This window comes from Thauera phenylacetica B4P (assembly GCF_000310225.1).
GTDB classification, from domain to species: Bacteria; Pseudomonadota; Gammaproteobacteria; order Burkholderiales; family Rhodocyclaceae; genus Thauera; species Thauera phenylacetica.
This window is the reverse complement of the sequence record NZ_AMXF01000320.1, coordinates 1-3,454: the sequence shown is the minus strand read 5'-3', so window position 1 is coordinate 3,454 and position 3,454 is coordinate 1. Positions and strand designations below refer to the sequence as shown.

The window sequence follows — 3,454 nt, the reverse complement described above, 5'->3', positions numbered from 1 at the left end:
CCATGGGCCCGCGGCGGCCGGGCGGTCGAGCCGCCCGCCGCCGCGCCGGGAGGGTCAGATCGCCTTCAGCGTGCCCTTGGGCAGCACGGTGGCGACGGCCTGCTTCTGCGCGGCGACCACGGTGTTGGGGGCGACTTCGATCTGCACGAAGCTGTCGCCGACCTCGACGACACGGCCGGCGATGCCGCCGCCGGTGACGACCTCGTCACCCTTGGCGAGCGCCTCGACCATGGCCTTGTGTTCCTTCGCGCGCTTCATCTGCGGGCGGATCATCAGGAACCACAGCACCACGAACATCAGGATCAGCGGCAGCAGGCCCATCAGGCCACCAGTCGGGTCGGAAGCGCCCGCTGCTTGGGCGTAGGCATTGGAAATCAGCACGTTGGTAACTCCGGGTTAGCGAAAAAAACGTTTGATTATAGCAGTAGCCGGGGGGTGGCCCGGTCGAGTCAGACGCCGGCGAGGGCGGCGGGTTCAGTTCGTGCCGGTGGCACGCTCGCTGCGGAAGCGTTGTACGCAGGCGGCAAAGGTGCCGGCGGCGATGGCCTCGCGCAGCTCGGACGTCAGCGTCTGGTAGTAGCGCAGGTTGTGGACGGTGTTGAGCATGCTGCCGAGGATCTCGCCGGTGCGGTGCAGGTGGTGCAGGTAAGCCCGGCTGAAGTTGCGGCAGGTGTAGCAGTCGCAGGAAGGGTCGAGCGGCCGGGTGTCGGCCTTGTGCACCGCGTTCTTGATCTTGATGTCGCCGTAGCGGGTGAACAGCCAGCCGTTGCGCGCGTTGCGGGTGGGCATCACGCAGTCGAACATGTCGATCCCGGCGGCGACGCCTTCCACGATATCCTCGGGCGTGCCCACGCCCATCAGGTAGCGCGGCTTGCCCTGCGGCAGCCGCGGCGCGGTGTGGGCGAGGATGCGCGCCATGTCTTCCTTGGGCTCGCCGACCGACAGGCCGCCGATGGCGAAGCCGTGGAAGCCGATGTCCTCGAGTGCGGCCTGCGACTCGTCGCGCAGGTCCTCGTACATGCCGCCCTGGACGATGCCGAACAGGGCGTTCTTGTTCTCCAGGCGGTCGAACTCGTCGCGCGAGCGCCTGGCCCAGCGCTGCGACAGGCGCATCGACTTGGCCGCCTCGTCGCGGGTGGCGGGGTAGGGCGTGCACTCGTCGAAGATCATCACGATGTCCGAGTTCAGCACGCTCTGGATCTGCATCGAGATCTCGGGCGTGAGGAAGAGCCTGGCGCCGTCGATCGGGCTGGCGAACTTGACGCCTTCCTCGGTGATCTTGCGCAGCGCACCCAGGCTGAAGACCTGGAAGCCGCCCGAGTCGGTGAGGATGGGCTTGTCCCAGGCCATGAAGCGGTGCAGGCCCTGGTGCGCGGCGATGATGTCCAGGCCCGGGCGCAGCCACAGGTGAAAGGTGTTGCCCAGGCAGATCTGCGCGCCGATGTCGGAGAGCATCGCCGGCGTCATCGCCTTGACCGTGCCGTAGGTGCCGACCGGCATGAAGACCGGGGTCTCGACCGTGCCGTGGGCGAGCGTCAGGCGGCCGCGGCGGGCGCCGCCGTCGGTGGTGAGGAGTTCAAACTGCATCGTCGTTGTTGTCGTTCTCGGATTCGTTCTTGCGGGTGATGAACATCGCGTCGCCGTAGCTGAAGAAGCGGTAGCGCTGCGCGACCGCGTGGGCGTAGGCGCGGCGGATGCTGTCCATGCCCGCGAAGGCGGAGACCAGCATCATCAGCGTGGATTTGGGCAGGTGGAAGTTGGTGACCAGCGCATCCGCCACCTGGAAGCGGAAGCCGGGGAGGATGAAGATCTCGGTCTCGCCGCTGCCGGCCTCGAGCGGACCGTCCTGCGCCGCGGCCTCGAGCGCGCGCATGCTGGTGGTGCCGACCGCGATCACGCGGCCGCCGGCGGCGCGCGTGGCGGCGATGGCATCTACGGTTTCCTGCGGGATCACGTAGCGCTCGCGGTGCATCTGGTGCTCGCCGAGGTCATCGACGCGCACCGGCTGGAAGGTGCCGGCGCCGACGTGCAGCGTGAGCCAGGCGCACTTCGCACCGCGTTCGGCGATGCGCTCGAGCAGGGCCTGGTCGAAGTGCAGGCCCGCGGTGGGCGCGGCGACCGAGCCCGGTTCGCGGGCATAGACCGTCTGGTAACGCGACTCGTCGGCTTCGCCGGCGGCGCGCTGGATGTAGGGCGGCAGCGGCAGCTTGCCGTGGCGCTCGAGCAGTGCGAGCAGGTCCTCGCCGGCCGGAAAGCGCAGGTGGAAGAACTCGCCCACGCGGCCGAGCACCTCGACCTCGAAGGCGTCCGCGAGGCGCAGCCGGCTGCCGGTCTTCGGCGACTTGCTCGCGCGAACCTGCGCGAGCGCCTCGTGCGGGCCGATTGCGCGCTCGATCAGCACCTCGACCTGGCCGCCGCTGTCCTTGACGCCGTGCAGGCGGGCGTGGATGACGCGGGTGTCGTTGAAGACGAGCAGGTCGCCGGGATTCACGCGCTCGGCGAGGGCGTTGAAAACGCTGTCGCCGAGCCGCGGTGCGGCGCCTTGCTGCGGCTCCACCACCAGCAGGCGGCTGGCGCTGCGTTCGGGGAGCGGCGCCTGGGCGATCAGCTCGGCGGGGAGGGTGTAGTCGAAGTCGGCGAGGGTGAGGGACATCGTGTCGTGTTCGGTAGAGAAGGTGCTGTCGGTACAGTTTCGGGGCGCCGCATGACGGCTCGCTTGCCGCCCCGCCTCGTGTTCGGGGATAATGCGCGTCCCGTGCCGGGATGGCGGAATCGGTAGACGCAGCGGATTCAAAATCCGCCGCCGCAAGGTGTGTGGGTTCGAGTCCCACTCTCGGCACCAGTTTCTGGCTCCGTTGGTCGATCGTCGACCGCAGGGCTTTCTTCGATGGACGCGGCGTTCGACCACGCCCGTCCCAGCGTCGTTCGCGGCGGATTTCTCCGTTCGCTTTTCCGCCCCCAGCTTCCCGCAACCCGATCGGCCGCTTCCGTCCCTGCGCAGGCCGGATCTCGGTGTCGTGTCCCCGCGTCCCCGCGCCCGTTTCCGGCCCGCGATTCTGGAGCGCTCCGGGGCGAAAATCAAATCAGGCGAAATTCTGCTTCGCGTGCGCGCCCTCGCTGATCGCGCGCACCGCGGGGTGGGTCAGCCTGCGCTCGACCGAGATCGCGTAGTAGGTCTCGGTGACTCCCTTCGCGTCCCCCAGATGCACCAGCCCGCCCTGGCGGCAGAGCTGCTCGCCGACCAGCGAGGCGCTCGGGAAGATGCCCGCGCCGGCCTCGGCGAAGGCGCGCATCAGCGCGCTGTCGTCGAACTCGCCGACGATGCGCGGGCGCAGCCCGGCGGCCTCGATCCAGCGCAGCAGCGGCCCGCGCACGCTGGCCTCGACCCCCGGCAGCAGCAGCGGGGCGCCATCGAGGCGGGCGGGAAAGTCGCCGGCGAGGCGGGCGGGGGGGG

At 69.4% G+C, this 3,454-nt stretch carries 4 protein-coding genes and 1 tRNA gene; 1 reads left to right on the top strand and 4 read right to left on the bottom strand.

Features of this window, described 5'->3' with window-relative positions; genetic code table 11:
* Positions 1-54: 54 nt before the first annotated feature.
* The 3 genes from yajC to queA all read right to left on the bottom strand — a co-directional run bounded on the left by yajC (position 55) and on the right by queA (position 2,653).
* Positions 55-381, bottom strand: coding sequence for a preprotein translocase subunit YajC (gene yajC, locus C667_RS21215; RefSeq protein ID WP_004382976.1), 327 nt, complete (start codon positions 379-381; stop codon positions 55-57).
* A 93-nt stretch (positions 382-474) separates the two neighbouring features.
* Positions 475-1,587, bottom strand: coding sequence for a tRNA guanosine(34) transglycosylase Tgt (gene tgt / locus C667_RS21210; RefSeq protein WP_004382974.1), 1,113 nt, complete (start codon positions 1,585-1,587; stop codon positions 475-477).
* The gene (gene queA, locus C667_RS21205) at positions 1,577-2,653 is read right to left on the bottom strand and encodes a tRNA preQ1(34) S-adenosylmethionine ribosyltransferase-isomerase QueA (RefSeq protein ID WP_004382972.1); all 1,077 of its coding nucleotides are present in this window, start codon (positions 2,651-2,653) and stop codon (positions 1,577-1,579) included. The genes tgt and queA overlap by 11 nt, the downstream gene beginning before the upstream one ends.
* Positions 2,654-2,757: 104 nt before the next feature.
* Here queA and C667_RS21200 point away from each other — a divergent pair.
* Positions 2,758-2,842 (top strand) — tRNA-Leu (locus C667_RS21200).
* Positions 2,843-3,083: 241 nt separating this feature from the next.
* Here C667_RS21200 and C667_RS21195 read toward each other — a convergent pair.
* The coding region (locus C667_RS21195) for a LysR substrate-binding domain-containing protein (RefSeq protein ID WP_004382971.1) at positions 3,084-3,454 on the bottom strand (371 nt) is incomplete at its 5' end.